Source organism: Myroides pelagicus (assembly GCF_009711055.1).
In the GTDB taxonomy this organism is placed as follows: Bacteria; Bacteroidota; Bacteroidia; order Flavobacteriales; family Flavobacteriaceae; genus Flavobacterium; species Flavobacterium pelagicum.
This window is the reverse complement of record NZ_WMJY01000052.1, coordinates 1-15,383: the sequence shown is the minus strand read 5'-3', so window position 1 is coordinate 15,383 and position 15,383 is coordinate 1. Positions and strand designations below refer to the sequence as shown.

13 protein-coding genes are annotated in these 15,383 nt (G+C 34.5%); 9 read left to right on the top strand and 4 right to left on the bottom strand.

Translation table 11 applies throughout. The features are described 5' to 3' along the window. Positions 1-261: 261 nt before the first annotated feature. The 4 genes from rimP (at position 262) to GJV77_RS13895 (ending at position 5,812) form a co-directional block, all read left to right on the top strand. Positions 262-729 carry a ribosome assembly cofactor RimP gene (gene rimP / locus GJV77_RS13910; protein ID WP_155036940.1) on the top strand — a complete coding sequence of 156 codons (468 nt, stop codon included), beginning with the start codon at positions 262-264 and terminating at the stop codon, positions 727-729. A 16-nt stretch (positions 730-745) separates the two neighbouring features. Beyond that, positions 746-1,984, top strand: coding sequence for a transcription termination factor NusA (gene nusA / locus GJV77_RS13905; protein ID WP_155036939.1), 1,239 nt, complete (start codon positions 746-748; stop codon positions 1,982-1,984). A 48-nt stretch (positions 1,985-2,032) separates the two neighbouring features. Then, positions 2,033-5,008, top strand: a complete 2,976-nt coding sequence (gene infB / locus GJV77_RS13900) for a translation initiation factor IF-2 (RefSeq protein ID WP_155036938.1) — start codon at positions 2,033-2,035, stop codon at positions 5,006-5,008. Positions 5,009-5,140: 132 nt separating this feature from the next. Further along, positions 5,141-5,812 (top strand): zinc metallopeptidase, encoded by a 672-nt coding sequence (locus GJV77_RS13895; protein WP_155036937.1) that lies wholly within the window; start codon positions 5,141-5,143, stop codon positions 5,810-5,812. 63 nt (positions 5,813-5,875) lie between these two features. Here the strand turns inward: GJV77_RS13895 and GJV77_RS13890 are convergent, their stop codons facing one another. The 4 genes from GJV77_RS13890 to GJV77_RS13875 form a co-directional block, all read right to left on the bottom strand. Then, complete coding sequence (locus tag GJV77_RS13890) at positions 5,876-6,856, bottom strand: LuxE/PaaK family acyltransferase (protein WP_162521637.1); 981 nt, start codon at positions 6,854-6,856, stop codon at positions 5,876-5,878. 82 nt (positions 6,857-6,938) lie between these two features. After that, positions 6,939-7,289 (bottom strand): T9SS type A sorting domain-containing protein, encoded by a 351-nt coding sequence (locus tag GJV77_RS13885; protein ID WP_155036935.1) that lies wholly within the window; start codon positions 7,287-7,289, stop codon positions 6,939-6,941. Between the two features lie 109 nt (positions 7,290-7,398). Further along, positions 7,399-8,550: a hypothetical protein gene (locus tag GJV77_RS13880; RefSeq protein WP_155036934.1), complete on the bottom strand. Its 1,152-nt coding sequence runs from the start codon at positions 8,548-8,550 to the stop codon at positions 7,399-7,401. A gap of 236 nt (positions 8,551-8,786) precedes the next feature. After that, on the bottom strand, positions 8,787-11,531 hold the full coding sequence (locus tag GJV77_RS13875; RefSeq protein WP_155036933.1) for a TonB-dependent receptor: 2,745 nt from the start codon (positions 11,529-11,531) through the stop codon (positions 8,787-8,789). Positions 11,532-11,715: 184 nt separating this feature from the next. Between GJV77_RS13875 and GJV77_RS13870 the strand changes: the two genes are divergently transcribed. From GJV77_RS13870 to GJV77_RS13850, 5 genes are all read left to right on the top strand, one after another. After that, entirely contained in the window at positions 11,716-12,411 is a 696-nt protein-coding gene (locus tag GJV77_RS13870; RefSeq protein ID WP_155036932.1) for a response regulator transcription factor, read from the top strand. A gap of 119 nt (positions 12,412-12,530) precedes the next feature. Further along, positions 12,531-13,487 carry a sensor histidine kinase gene (locus GJV77_RS13865; RefSeq protein ID WP_377087146.1) on the top strand — a complete coding sequence of 319 codons (957 nt, stop codon included), beginning with the start codon at positions 12,531-12,533 and terminating at the stop codon, positions 13,485-13,487. An 81-nt stretch (positions 13,488-13,568) separates the two neighbouring features. Then, positions 13,569-14,240 carry a tRNA (guanosine(46)-N7)-methyltransferase TrmB gene (gene trmB / locus GJV77_RS13860; RefSeq protein ID WP_162521636.1) on the top strand — a complete coding sequence of 224 codons (672 nt, stop codon included), beginning with the start codon at positions 13,569-13,571 and terminating at the stop codon, positions 14,238-14,240. Position 14,241: 1 nt separating this feature from the next. Next, positions 14,242-14,871 (top strand): LysE family transporter, encoded by a 630-nt coding sequence (locus tag GJV77_RS13855; RefSeq protein ID WP_155036930.1) that lies wholly within the window; start codon positions 14,242-14,244, stop codon positions 14,869-14,871. Between the two features lie 2 nt (positions 14,872-14,873). After that, positions 14,874-15,215, top strand: coding sequence for an MGMT family protein (locus GJV77_RS13850; protein WP_155036929.1), 342 nt, complete (start codon positions 14,874-14,876; stop codon positions 15,213-15,215). Positions 15,216-15,383: the final 168 nt, after the last annotated feature.

Here is a 15,383-nt window from a genome sequence, read left to right as displayed (position 1 = left end):
TTAAGTTTTTTAGCAATTACGGAAGCAGCTTTTGTAGCATTATAAGCTTGTTCAGAGAAATCGGTAGGAATGAGAATCTTTTTCATGATTAGATTAATTTTGTATATAAAGTTTGTTGTATTATTAATTAAATAAAGTTAAGGATATAATTATCAATGTACAAAAGTTTTATTTGTAATAAATCTTTTGTACATTTGTACCGTTATTTATTAAAAAAGTTAAATAATGAGGGGACGTCATAGTCCCCTCTTTTTATAGCATATGACGTTAAAAGGAAAAGTACAGCAGTTAATAGATCAGGCATTTGAGGAGTATACAGACTTGTTTTTGATAGACTTTACAATATCGTCTGACAACAAGATAGTTGTGGTTATTGATGGTGATGAAGGGGTAGTGTTACAGGATTGTATTAATGTAAGTAGAGCTATTGAGCATAATTTAGATAGAGAAGAAGAGGATTTTGCATTAGAAGTGGCTTCAGCGGGGGCTACAGCTCCTTTGAAACTTTTAAGACAATACCATAAGAATGTTGGTAGAAAATTAAAAGTGGTAACTTTGGAAGGAGAAAAGATAGAGGCAACGCTAGATCAGATTGCAGAAGATAAGTTGACTCTAAAGTGGAAAACGAGAGAACCGAAACCAATAGGAAAAGGTAAGGTGACTGTAGAAAAGGAAGTGACGATTCCTTTTGATAGTATAAAAGAAGCAAGTGTTATAATTTCATTTTAAAAAAATAGAAAATCAGATGGAGAATAGAGATTTAGTAGATTCATTCTCAGAATTTAAAGACGAAAAAGCAATTGAGCGTGTAGCATTAATGGCTATTCTTGAAGACGTATTGAAAAACGCCTTGAAGAAGAAATATGGCTCGGACGATAATTTTGATATTATTGTTAACCCTGATAAAGGAGACTGTCAGGTGTTTAGAAATAGAATTGTTGTAGCTGATGGTGAGGTTGAAGATGAAAATGCTGAGATTTCTTTATCAGAAGCAAGAAGAATAGAGTCCGATTTTGAAGTAGGAGAGGAAGTTTCTGAAGAAGTGAAGTTAGAAGGACTTGACAGAAGAGCGATTTTAGCACTACGTCAAAATTTATACTCAAAAGTAACAGAGCACGATAATACGAGTTTATACAAACAGTTTAAAGACTTAGTAGGGGAAATATATTCTGCAGAAGTTCATCATGCACGTCCAAAAATTGTAATTTTGATGGATGAGGGTAAAAATGAGATTGTTTTACCAAAAGATCAACAGATTCCATCAGATTTCTTTAGAAAGGGAGATACAGTAAAAGGAATTATTGAGGCAGTAGAATTAAAAGGATCTAAGCCACAAATTGTTATGTCAAGAACATCATCTAAGTTCTTAGAGAAGTTGTTTGAACAAGAAATACCAGAGATCGAATCAGGTGAAATTACTATTAAAAGAGTAGTGCGTATTCCAGGTGAAAAAGCTAAGGTTGCAGTAGATACTTATGATGATAGAATTGATCCAGTAGGAGCATGTGTAGGTGTGAAGGGATCAAGAATCCACGGAATTGTTCGTGAGTTAGGGAATGAAAATATTGACGTAATTAACTATACTGATAATACAGAGCTTTTCATTAAGCGTGCATTAGCGCCTGCTCGTATTAATAAAGTAGAAATCATAGAAGGTACAAACAAAGCGAATGTATATCTAGATTTAGAAGAAGTTTCACGTGCGATTGGTAGAGGAGGTCAAAACATTAAGTTGGCTGGAATGTTGACAGGGTACGATATCGATGTAATGCGTGAGCTAGACCCAGAGGACGATGATGTGGAATTAAGAGAATTCAACGACGAGATCGAAGATTGGGTGATTGAAGAACTGAGTAAAATAGGATTGGATACAGCGAAGAGCGTATTGAATCTTGGTGTAGAGGAGCTAGTAAGAAGAACAGACTTAGAAGAGGAGACTATCGTAGAAGTGATAAATATCCTTAAGAATGAGTTTGAAGACTAGTTAGCTATACTGAACAACACAACACATTTAATACACTAAAAAGATAATATGTCTGAAGAAAGAGCAATTAGAATAAATAAAGTTTTAAGGGAATTAAATATTTCTCTCGATAGAGCCGTGGACTTTTTGAAAGGCAAAGGATATGAAATCGATGCAACACCAAATGCTAAAATTTCTAAAGAAGAATACAGTGTTTTGTGTAAACAATTTTCTGCCGATAAGGGTAAGAAAGAAGCTTCTATTGAGGTAAACGAAGAGAGAAAGAAAGATAAGGAAGCATTGAAATTGGAGCGCGATAAAGAGCTTGAAGAGAAGAAAAAACAAGAAGAAGCACGTATCAAACGTGAACAGGAGATTATCAGAGCTAAAGCAGAAGAAATTGCTGCTATTAAAACAGTTGGTAAGATCGATCTTGAACCTAAGAAAACTAAAGTTGCTTCAGGCGAGTCTAAAAAGGTGGAGGAAGTTGAGAATAAAACAACTGTAGTGGAGACTGAGACTAAAAAAGTTGAGAAGTCTACTGTCCCTGTTACTGAAAAGAAAGCTGTCAAGGCTGAAGAAAAGAAAGAAGCTCCAAAAGTTGATGCTCAAGAGGCAACTAAAATAACGAATACGGAAAAGCAAGTGGAAGCTAAGAAAGAAGTAAATAAGTCACAACAGAAACAAACTGTAATAGTAAAAGACTCTTCTGATAAAAAGCAGAACCCGAAACAAGAAGAAGTTGATAACCAAGTAGAGCCTAAATTAGGTGATGAGGTGATCAAGACTAACTATCAAAAGCTTTCAGGTACTACTTTTACTGGTAAGACAATTGATTTATCTCAATTTGACAAACCTAAAAAGAAGAAAGAAGATGTCAAGAAAGGAAATAATGCCAAAGAAGGTAATGCTGCCGGTGCTGGTAAAAATAGAAGAAAGCGTATAGCTAAACCTACAAATTCCAATACAACTGCAGGTGGTAATACTGGGGATAATAATACAAATCGTCAGAATAATAACAATTCTAAAGGAGGTAATAATAACCGCAATAACAATAACAACCGCAATAATAACGGTGGAGGAAAGTTTGGTAATCGTAACCAAAAGAGAAACACTACTCCTGTGGTAAAAGCTGAACCAACTGAAGAAGAGGTTAAAAACCAGATTAAAGAAACGCTTGAGCGTCTACAAGGAAAAGGTAACAAGTCTAAAGCAGCTAAATACCGTCGTGACAAACGTGATATTCACAAGAAAAAGTCTGACGAAGAGTTAAAAGCATTAGAAGAAGGAAGTAAAGTATTAAAAGTTACTGAGTTCGTTACTGTAGGGGAGGTAGCTACTATGATGGAAGTACCTATCACTAAGGTTATCGGTACTTGTATGTCATTAGGTATTATGGTTACGATGAATCAGCGTTTAGATGCCGAGACATTAACGATTGTTGCAGATGAGTTTGGATATGAAGTTGACTTTACTACAGCTGATTTAGAAGAAACTATTGAAGAAGCTCCAGATAGACCAGAAGATTTATTACCAAGAGCTCCAATTGTTACTGTAATGGGACACGTTGATCACGGTAAAACATCGTTATTGGATTATATTCGTAAAGCAAATGTTATTGCTGGTGAGTCAGGAGGAATTACACAGCATATTGGTGCTTATGGTGTAACATTAGAAGGGGGACAAAAAATCACATTCTTAGATACACCTGGTCACGAGGCGTTTACAGCGATGCGTGCTAGAGGTGCTCAAGTAACGGATATTGTTATTATTGTTATTGCAGCGGATGATGATATCATGCCTCAAACAAAAGAAGCAATTAGTCACGCACAAGCAGCTGGTGTTCCTATTATTTTTGCAATTAATAAGATTGATAAGCCAACGGCTAATCCAGATAAAATAAAAGAAAAATTAGCAGCAATGAACTTGTTAGTTGAAGAGTGGGGTGGTACTTACCAATCTCAAGATATCTCAGCTAAGCAAGGTCTTAATGTTAATGAATTATTAGAAAAAGTATTGCTTGAGTCTGAAATGCTTGAGTTGAAAGCTAATCCTAATAAATTAGCTCAAGGAACAGTTGTTGAAGCTTACTTGGATAAAGGACGTGGATATGTTTCAACAGTATTAGTACAAGGTGGAACATTGAAAATTGGAGATTATCTATTAGCAGGTTGTAGTCATGGTAAAATTCGTGCAATGCATGATGAACGTGGTAATTCTGTAAAAGAAGCAGGACCATCTCGTCCAATTTCTATCTTAGGTTTAGATGGAGCGCCTACAGCAGGTGATAAATTCAATGTGTTTGAGGAGGAGAAAGAAGCAAAACAAATTGCTGCAAAACGTACGCAATTAATTCGTGAACAATCTGTTCGTGCACAACGTCATATTACGCTTGCAGAGATCGGTCGTCGTATTGCATTAGGAGACTTTAAAGAGTTGAATATAATATTAAAAGGAGACGTGGATGGTTCTGTAGAGGCACTTTCTGATTCGTTCTCTAAATTATCAACAGAAGAGATTCAAATCAATATTATTCATAAAGGTGTTGGAGCAATTACAGAATCTGACGTATTGTTAGCTTCTGCTTCAGATGCGATTATTATTGGATTTAATGTTCGTCCGATGGCTTCAGCTAAGCAATTGGCAGATAAAGAAGAAATCGATATCCGTAATTATTCAATTATATATGATGCTATTGATGATGTGAAGGATGCTATGGAAGGTATGTTATCTCCTGAGTTGAAAGAAGAAGTAACTGGTACGGCAGAGATCCGTGAGTTGTTCAAAATTTCAAAAGTTGGTACTATTGCTGGATGTATGGTTATTGATGGTAAGATTTACCGTAACTCTAGAATTCGTTTGATTCGTGAAGGTGTGGTAATCTATACAGGTGAATTTGCAGCTTTAAAACGCTTCAAAGATGATGTTAAAGAGGTATCTAAAGGATATGATTGTGGTATTCAGATTAAGAATTACAACGATATTAAGGAGTACGATACTATTGAAGCTTTCCAAGAGGTTGAAGTTAAGAAGAAGCTTAAATAGTCTAGCTTTTATATTATAATATGAAGGTTGCCTCATTTGAGGCAACCTTTTTTATGTCTAAAATCTGACAAAATGTCCTAGTTGTTGTTTGGCGTAAATTTTGTAGAATATTCTTTAATTAAAACTATTTATATGATTTGGATTATTATGATAGCTATGATGGGTGCTAGCTATTACATACAGTATAAGTTGAAGTCTAAGTTCGAGCACTATTCAAAAGTGCATTTGCAGAATGGTATGAGTGGTGCAGAGATTGCGCAGCAGATGCTTCTGGATCACGGTATTCGAGATGTTAGAGTTATATCTACACCAGGACGCCTAACAGATCATTATAACCCTGCTGATAAAACAGTAAATTTATCTGAAGCAGTGTATAATGAGCGCAATGCAGCAGCAGCAGCGGTAGCTGCACATGAGGTAGGTCATGCGGTACAGCACGCTACTGCTTATCATTGGTTGACTATGCGTTCTAAGTTAGTACCAGTAGTTAGCTTCTCATCAAATATTGTTTCATGGGTATTATTGGGAGGAGTATTGTTGCTTAATTCTTTTCCACAATTGTTATTGTTTGGAATAGGATTGTTTGCTTTGACAACTATATTTTCATTTGTTACCTTACCAGTAGAGTATGATGCAAGTAATAGAGCATTAAAATGGCTAAAAGCTAAACATATAGTTACTCCACAAGAATATGTGGGTTCAAAAGATGCTTTGAGCTGGGCTGCTAGAACATACGTTGTAGCTGCAATTTCTTCTTTAGGTACTTTGTTGTACTATGTGATGATATATATGAATCGACGTTAATTATTCAAGTTGTGATAAACAAGAAGAGGATAGCCCATTCGCTATCCTCTTCTTGTTTATGTATTAAACGACCATTAGGTTACATCCTCTAATGTCTGAGTTGTCAAATCTACCAAGGACTTCAAAACTACCATCGCTGTATTTTCTTCCTAAATCTTGAGTTGCAATAAACGAGCAAGAATTGATATTAGCAAGGTCAATTACATTGATACCTCCTGTTTTACCTTCTTCCACATAGCTTAATGCATCTTCTGGATCTCTTGTTAATATATCCATCCATGGTGGACACTCAAAGACTCCGTCTCCCATTGAATATCCTTGAGAAAGCAGCTCTGTCATGCCATATTCAGAATGAATTTTATTTACTCCAAAGCCTCTACATAATGTGTCATGAAGTTCCTCTCGGATCATTTCTTTTCGTCTCCCTTTCATTCCACCAGTCTCCATAATAATTGTATTGTTAAGCTGGAAGTGCTGTAGTTCTATTAGATCCAGTAAAGCATAAGTAACGCCAATTAGTAAGACATTTCTTCCATCTTTATCTAAGTTGGTAAGTGTTGATGCTATCTCTTGATAATTGTTTAAGTAAAAGCCACTTTCAGGCTGATTAGAGGCTTTTATTAAGTCATCAACCATGTATATTAAAGAAGAACCTTCGCGTTCTAAATAGGCTGGCAAAAGCGCTAAAACAACATAGTTTTCGATGTTGCCATAGAAGTATTTAAATGCACTTCTGAAACTCTCTTCGTAGTAATCAAGATTAGTGATGTGATGTTTGCTTGTAATCATACCTGTAGTACCGCTACTTGTGAAGGTTAGCACTATTGGATCCGTACTGCTTAATACATCTTTAGATTTAAAGAATTCAATTGGTAGAAACGGGATATCATGTATGTTATTAACTTCCATAGGTGTCTTTTTAATTAGATCGCAGAAGTTCTTATATACAGGGTTGTTTTCATATTGAAAACGATAGACTTTCATTGTGATTTTATGAAACTCTTTTTTAGTCTGTATTTGTATAATATCTTGAGGTGTAAACACGGCTTGAACATTTGTGCAAAAATACAAATAAAAAAAGCATCAAACTTATTTGATGCTTTGATTAGTATATTTTATAAATAATTTATTTCACTATTATCTTACGTGTTGCTGTGGCATTTTCTTCTGTAATCTTCATAATATAAATACCTGCATTAACACTATATGGTAGTACAAGTTCCTTAGAGTTTAAGGTAACTTGAAACATCTTTTTACCTACAACATTGTATAGTTCAACTTCTTTAGGAGCATTTTTAGTAGACTCTATGTACATCTTACTGTTATTAACAACAGGATTAGGGTATATAGAAAGTCCCTCAATACTCTGAGTAGAATATCGTGCATCATTTGGTTGTATTCTAGTTTGTGCAAATGCAGTACTAGTCGCTATTAGACCAATGATTGTTAAAAGAGTATAAAAGTATTTCTTTGCCATATACGTAATTATTTAGCATAAAAGTAATTATAATAATTGAAATAAAAAAGAAAAAAGCTTTGCTTTTGCAAGCAAAACTTTTTTCTAACACATTTTATTTACTTATTTACTATTCTAAGCCTACAGTCCAACCTTTAGTCCATTCAGGTGCTTTGTCTTTGTTTCCAGCTCCGTTATTTGCTTTTTCAACAATAGCTTTGCTTACATCAACACTTGTTTTATCACTTTTAGTTCCTTTGTATTTCACTTCTACGTTTGGACCAAATTCGATACCATTAACAAGTAATTCTCCATTATTTACATTTGTGATTGTTTGATCATGTTGGATATCAGCTCCAACTGACCATGAATCAACATATACATTTTCTAATTGTCCTTTAGTACCCTCGCGTAGTTTTAAGGCTTGAGCTTCTTTACCTTCTACTGTTCCTAATAATGTGATATTTTTGATTTTAGGATTAGAGTAAGGAGTAGCAAGGTTGTTATCACCATTATTATCTGCTTCTATACCTCTGTTTCCTTCCGTTCTCTTAGCATACCAATTTTCATTATTTTGTCCAGACCATCCTTGTGTCCAGTCAAACTGATCATCTTCGTTGTTTGTCGATACTAAGTATTTTGCACTAACTGTTCCTCCAAACCACTCAAACCCGTCATCTGACCCTTCGTGTGCTTGTACGTATTCGATTACTGTTCCTGAACCAACTCCAAACATAGATAATCCATTGAACTCTTTTTCAGAGCTAAAGTTAGCTCCTGCGTACTCAATTCTTAAATATTTGATTGATCCTGAGTTATCATCTGCTATGTCTCCTCCGTAAGTTAAATCAGCAACTTCTGATTGTGCAGTTTTCGATTCTAAGTTTATAGGAGCTTTTCCTAAGATTACTAAACCTCCCCAGCTACCTCTAGTTTTCTCAGCTGAAGTCATTACTACTGGATTAGTTGAAGTTCCTTGTACATTTATTTTAGCTCCTTGAGATACAGCTATATAAGCAGAAGTTCCTCCTGTCCCAATAATTTTAGCTCCTTCTTGGATTACTAATAAACCACCATCTTCAACTACTAATTTTGAATCAAGTTTATATTCTTTATTTTTTTCTAATGTTAATGTTTGGCCTTTAGTTATCAGCCCCCCAATTTTACCATTGTCTCCAATACCATTACCTCCTTCATTGTTTGAATCGTCAGATGAAGAACAACTTGCAATTGCTACTGATAATGCTAATACTGATAATCCGTTTCTAAATAATTTTTTCATAATTTAATTGTGTTACTTATTTTGTTGATGCAAATATTATATTCTTATGTTATTTGAAGGTTAAGTAGCTGTGAACTAATTATTAATAATAAATTCTGTAAAGAAATAAGTGCTGTTTTTTCACCTTTGCTTACTGTGTTTGAATTAGCTTTTTTAAGTATTGATAAAAAAAGACAGGCTATCAAATTTTTCGATGGCCTGTCTTTCGTATTTAGATCTAGAATTTATGCTTTTGTTTAAAAAGTGTATTTCAATCCAACGCTAAGATTTGTTCCTAATTTGTAAGATTGTACTAATACATCTTGTGTTTTATTTTCTTGTTTTCTTTCGATAGCAGGGTTTAATAAATTCTTAGCATTTAAGCTAATACCAAAGTTCTCGTTAAACTTCATTTTAAAAGCAAAGTCTAACATTCCGAATGCTTTATCTACTAAATCTCCTTTTTGTTGTGTACCCAGAGCATAAAGTTTGTCTGAGAAATGCGCATAAGATAAAGTTGCTGTTAAGTTCTTTTCTCCCCACTCTTTGATATAAGAAATGTCTGCATTTAATAGTAAGTCTGAAGCTCCTGTGAATGCTGAGTTTTCATTTGTGAAGCTTGTACTTGTAGGGTTCTCTTTTGCTACTTTTTCATTATCTAATTCTTGGTATGTTTTCATCCAAGAAGCATTTAATCCTCCTGTCAATTTATTAGTATTTACATCGTCAAAAGAGACTAGGTTTTTTCTTACTTCAATTTCAACTCCTACTGCATATCCATAATCACCTGTGTTTACATAAGAGATGTCATTTGCAGCTGATGAGATTGTCACTTCATTGATTGGGTTTTGAATGTATTTACCGAAGACTGTCGCCGAATATACTTCGTCATTTGTCGGGAACATTTCCCACTTCAAGTCTAAGTTATAGTCATCAGATGCATATACAAATGGGTTACCTACTTTAGACTCTGTTACATCTTGATAGATGAATAACGCTCTTTCTTTAAACTGTGGTAAGGTATATGTTTTAGATGCAGCTAGACGTAAGTTTTGTAAATCTGTTAGTTCATATTTTAATGAAAGACTTGGAAGGAAAGCATTTTTTGTTAGTTCATTACTACTTCCTACAGCATCTAATTGTGTTTGCCACTCTACGTTTTGAGTGATTGTTTCAAATCGTGCTCCAATAACCCCTGATAAACGATCTGATAAGCGATACTCCACATTTGCAAAACCAGCGTGAATAGTTAGGTCACCTGTATATGTTTGAGGTTTTAATGCATTTGGTGTATTTGCACCTCCTCTATAGGTAAATGTTTGGAAATAGCCGTTTTCAAAGTTTCCTTGATTAAAGAAATTGTCAAGGTTGTTTGGATCTACATTAGTGTAGTGATTTCTATCTATGGCAAAGTTAAATTGTGTTGCTTTGAAATCTCTATTCTTTTGGCGGTAGTTATATCCTACTGTTAATTTACCATTATATAGGTTTTCGCTATTTTTACCAAAGCTGTATTCAACAGCTGCATTTGCTGCTAATTCATCTTCAATAAGATCTTCAAAATAACGGTTGTTATCTGCTCTCGAGTTTATAGAGAATGCATAATCACCATTAGCATTTTTATTGAATGTGTATTGTTGTCTGTCTGGTGTTTGCGCAGATACATTGTTGTATGCCGCTCCCCATTTTATTTTAAATTGGTCGTTGATTTTGTGATCACCTAATAATTGATTAACGAATAAACGATCTTGTCTATATGTTCCTCTAGTAATTAGCGTTTCACTATTTTCATTTTCTGGAGTGATATCTCTTACATACCCAGTATACTGTTCATTAGCTTCTTTAGAGTCATTGATAAATAAGAAGTTGTATTTAATACTGTGTTTAGGATTGATTTTATAGTCTGCATTGAACATAGCTGTTGTATTTGTGCTGTATTCATAGACTTGTCTATTTAATTTTTTAGTATATACATCTTGTGCTTGTACCGATCCAGTAAGACCTTCTTTGTAGCTAAATTTGTTTCCAAAGGCTACAGTAGCAAATAAGTCTAGAGAAGATTCTGCCCCAAAGAAGAAAGATTTTCCAGCGTTAAGATTAATACTAGAACCTATTGGTGTTTTTTTTTCAGTTTGTGCTGAGTGAGCAAATGTGAATGCTTCTAGCGGGTTATTTGGGATGTCTGTTTTTGAAAAGCCAAATGAGTTTCTATCTGCGATTGAGTAGAAGTTTGATTCGCTTACAGCATTGCTGTTGATGTTTGTGCCTATTCCTACTTCTAAGAAATCTTTACCTGTGTGCTTTTTAGACATGATGTCAATATTGGCACCTGCCATATCTCCGTATTGTCTTACACCATATGTTTTGTCAATAGATATATATTCAACGATATCTGTTGAAAAGATATTAAGGTCAATATTTTTCTTTTCTGGGTCATTAGAAGCTAAAGGCAATCCATTTAAAGCTGTACTATTGTATCGATCACCTAATCCTCTTACGAAGATTGTTCCAGATCCTTCTTGTTTAGCTACACCTGTTGTTTTAACTACAGCAGCAGCTACATCACTTACTCCTTTACGAGCTAGCTCTTGTGAACCAATGTGCTGTTTGATTTCAGCTGCTTTTTGTTGATCTAATAATAGTGCAGACTCTCTAGTTTTTGATCGTGTAGCTTGTACTACTACTCCTTCTAATTCTATACTTTCTTCAGCTAATCCCATATTAAAGGTCGTTGGCTTTCCTTCTGCAACAGTAATTGTTTTCTCCGCTGTTGTGTATCCTAAATATTGGAATACTAATGTATGTGTTCCTGGTTTTAAATCTAATTCGTATTTACCATTTATATCCGTATTTGTACCGATAGTATTGTCTTTTAAACTTACAGTAGCAAAGGCTAATGGTTCTTGAGTCATATCATGGCTTACTGTACCTGATATTTTAATTGCTTGTGCTTGTACTGCACAGGTAGTTGCAAGAGCTGCAACTATGTTTAATAGCTTCATAAATAATTAAGTTGTGTTTTGAGTGCAAATAACTTAACTGTATGTAAAATAGCGGTTAAGTGAGCTTTATGAAATAATTAAGCTAGTGTTATAAAATTGTTATGACATTAAATTAATGTAAACTTAATATTTCGTATTTTAGATTATTCTATCTTTGAACCCGTAAAAAACACACGACTTTATTATGAAAAATGAAGATATAACTATCTTAATCGCCGACGATGAAGCTCAAAATATAGAACCTCTGGTATATAATTTGAGGAAAGAAGGATTTAAATTAGTAACAGCTGAAAATGGTATTGAAGCTGTTCAGAAAGCAAAGGAACACCGACCTGATCTAATTATACTTGACGTTATGATGCCACAAATGGATGGTATTGTTGCTTGTGAAGAAATTCGTAGTATGGAAGGTTTTAAAGACACGGTTATTGTGTTCTTAACAGCTCGTGAAGAAGACTTTTCTCAACTGGCTGGTTTTGCTGCTGGAGCTGATGATTATTTAACGAAACCTATTCGTCAAAAAGTGATTGTGAGTAAGATCCAATCTTTGCTTAGAAGAGTTAAGGTTGAGGAGCTTATGGATGATAATATTGTGAAAAGAGGTCATTTTTTAATTGATAAAAATACTTACAAAGCAATTTATAAAGGAGAAGAGTTAGTATTACCCCGAAAAGAATTTGAATTATTGTTTTTAATGGCATCAAAACCAGGGTATGTATTTACTCGTGAAGAGATATTAGAGACTATCTGGGGAATGGACGTAATTGTAGGTGGTAGAACGATTGATGTTCACATTCGTAAATTACGTGAAAAGATTGGAGACAATTACTTTAAGACGATCAAAGGAGTAGGGTATAAGTTTGAAAATAACGAGGATTAATGTCGGTTAAATTTAAAAAGTCCTATAAGTTTGCACTAAAGTCATCACTATATATAACGTTATATTGCTTTGTATTATTGATGCCTTTAGTGCTTTTTTTCACAGATATAGCTTGGTGGATGTATTCATTGCATAGTGTATTTGTTTTTTTTATATCGTTTTTTATTATCCAGTATCGCGTAGAGAATTTCATCTATCGAAGAGTCAAGAAAATTTATGACAAAGTCTCTCTTTTAGAGCATACTGATCTTCGTTCGAGTGCAGTAACTACAGATATGCAAACGCTTACGGAAGAGATTGAGAAGTTTGCGACAAACAAGAAAATTGAAATTGAATCGCTTCAAGTGCGCGAGGAATATCGCCGTGATTACTTAGGTAACATTTCTCACGAAATCAAGACACCGTTATATACGATACAAAGCTATCTAGAGACTTTACAAGATGGTGCTATTGATGATTTGGAAATTCGGGATCAATACTTGGAACGTGCAATGTCGGGGGTTGACCGATTGACGTTTATTATCCGTGATTTAGATATGATTTCTCGTTTAGAAGCGGGTAATATTCATTTAGAAACAACAGTATTTGATATTGTTGCTTGTGTTCAAGAAGTGTTTGACTTTTTAGAATATAGAGCGAATAAGCGTGATATTACTTTAATGTTTGATATGAAGTATCCTAAGCCTATTTATGTGAGAGGGGATCGCGACCGCATTAGCCAAGTATTGACTAATCTTGTTAGCAACTCTATTAAATATGGTAAAAATAAAGGAACGACGGAAGTAAGTATCGAAGATTTGATCAAGAATAAGCTGATTATTCGCGTGACAGACAATGGAGAAGGAATTAAGAAAGAATTCATTCCTCGTTTGTTTGAACGCTTTTTCCGAGTGGATAAGTCAGGTAATAGAAAAGTTGGAGGCTCTGGACTAGGACTATCTATTGTTAAGCATATTGTGGAAGCCCATGGAGAACATATTTATGTAGAGAGTAGCTTTGGCTACGGCTCTGAGTTTTCTTTTACGATAGAAAAGGCTTCTAAAGAAGCGTATGAAGAGATTATGGAAGAAGAATAGTGTTAATCTAAATGGAATAACTTGTTACATTTTAGGTTTAAATAATTACTTTTGCTCAAATTTTTCTAAACAAATATTATCGTGGGAAGTAAAAATAAATTAAAACGCTTTAGAGAGAACGAAACATTTGGTAACGTTTTCCAACCAACTAGAGAAGAAATGGTTGCTAATCTACCACAGAAAGGTAACTGGGCGAAAGAGGTGTTTCACAATGACAATCCTATTGTATTGGAATTAGGTTGTGGAAAAGGAGAGTATACCGTTGAATTAGCTAAGCGTTTTCCTGAAAAAAACTTCATTGGTATTGATATCAAAGGCGCGCGCTTTTGGCGTGGAGCTAAGACTGCAGTAGAATCAGGAATGACAAATGTTGCTTTTTTGCGTACGCAAATTGAATTAATAGAACATGCTTTTGCTTCTGGAGAGGTGAGTGAGATCTGGATTACTTTCCCTGATCCTCAGATTAAATACAAACGTACGAAGCATCGTTTGACTAATTCAGAATTTTTACAACGATATAAAAGAATTCTTACCGCTGATGGTATTATGAACCTTAAGACGGATAGTGAGTTTATGCATGGTTATACTTTAGGTCTTTTACATGGAGAAGGGCATGAGGTAATTTACGCCAATCATCATGTCTATAAGAATGAAGGTGCTCCATCAGTAGTTACAGAAATTCAAACTTTTTACGAGTCACAATATTTAGAAGAGAATAAGGCAATTACATATATCCAATTTAGAATCAAATAGGATGGGAGTAGACGGTTTATTATTACTACTATACGGTTTTGTAGCGGCAGTCTTTGGTGTATCTTTACCAGGACTGCTGAACATGACTGCAGTGAAAATCTCACAGCAATACGGCTACCGAGATGCTTTTACCTATATTTGTGGTGCCCTTACTGTGATTTTTTTTCAGACTTATATAGCCGTTTTCTTTTCTCGATTAATAGATTCGAGCCCAGCGATTACTGAGGCATTACACGAAATAGGTCTCGTTATTTTTACGTGTTTGACCGTTTATTTCTTTTTCTTTGCGAAACGCAAAGAGAAAAAGAAAAGCAAAGAGGCAACTTTAAAAAGAAAGAATCCTTATTTACAAGGACTCTTACTTGCTTCTATTAATGTGTTTTCTATTCCTTTTTATGTTTTTTTAAGTATTACTTTAGCGACTTACGATTACCCTATATTTGAGCAACTTTGTGCTATATTGTTTTCAATAGGTGTTGTTTTTGGATCGGGCCTGATGTTTTACGTGTATATTTATTTTTTTAAGAAGGTTACTCGAGAAGATGCTTTTATTATAAAAAATATTAACTATATTATCGGTTCGATTACAGCGGTTATCAGTGTGATAGCAGTGTTTAAGTTACTTCGATAAATATGGACCAACAAAATTTTTTTGAGCGTGTATATGTAGTTGCCCGTCAGATTCCTCATGGACGTGTGACAACTTATGGAGCTATCGCACGAGCAATAGGTGCTGCACGATCAGCACGGATGGTTGGTTATGCGATGAATGCCTCACATTATGATGATACTGTGCCTGCTCATCGGGTGGTTAATCGCGTAGGTTTACTGACTGGAAAGCATCATTTTAATGGTACGAATTTAATGCAACAGCTTTTAGAAAGTGAAGGAGTTATTGTGATCGACAATAAAGTACAAAATTTTCAAGAACTGTTTTGGCAGCCTCCTATTGAGGAGGGGAAAATGCAGATATAGATTATCTAATATGTGTCCATGCGGTGTAATACTGAACCATAAGTTGTTTTTTCTCTAACTAAACAATATGTGGTCACTTTTCAAATAGAAGGCATGCTATCTTTTATATTTTTTGAAATACTATTATTTCCCTACGTGAATTCAAGTTATAAATGCAACATTAGTCAT